Origin of the sequence: Vibrio sp. 10N.261.52.A1, from assembly GCF_002876325.1 — a bacterium.
In the GTDB taxonomy this organism is placed as follows: domain Bacteria; phylum Pseudomonadota; class Gammaproteobacteria; order Enterobacterales; family Vibrionaceae; genus Vibrio; species Vibrio chagasii.
In genome coordinates this window covers 1,764-2,061 of sequence record NZ_MCYD01000281.1, presented here as the reverse complement: position 1 = coordinate 2,061, position 298 = coordinate 1,764, and the positions used below count along the sequence as shown (strand labels likewise).

The following is a 298-nucleotide window of genomic DNA, read 5'->3' as shown; positions in this document are numbered from 1 at the left end:
GTCATCTCGCTACTTAGCAAAACAATATTCAATCCCTTCAAGACAGATACGGTATTGGGCTCAAGTCTTTGCCATCCATGGTACTGATTCATTTTTACCAACTAAGCATGCTGCTTCTGCTCAGACAAAGCGAAAAGCATTGAATTTAATGTGGACGAATGAATGGTCTCTCACGCACACTAGCGCAGTATTAAACCTCTCATCCCCTGGGATACTCTCTGTCTGGCTCAAAAGATTTAATGAGCTCGGTATCAAAGGGCTCAAAATGCGCCAGAAAGGAAGACCCTCAATGAAACAG

At 43.3% G+C, this 298-nt stretch carries 1 protein-coding gene; it reads left to right on the top strand.

What is annotated here, in order from left to right; translation table 11 throughout:
- A partial coding sequence (locus BCT81_RS03550) for a helix-turn-helix domain-containing protein (protein WP_133152524.1) occupies positions 1–298 on the top strand: 298 nt, incomplete at both ends.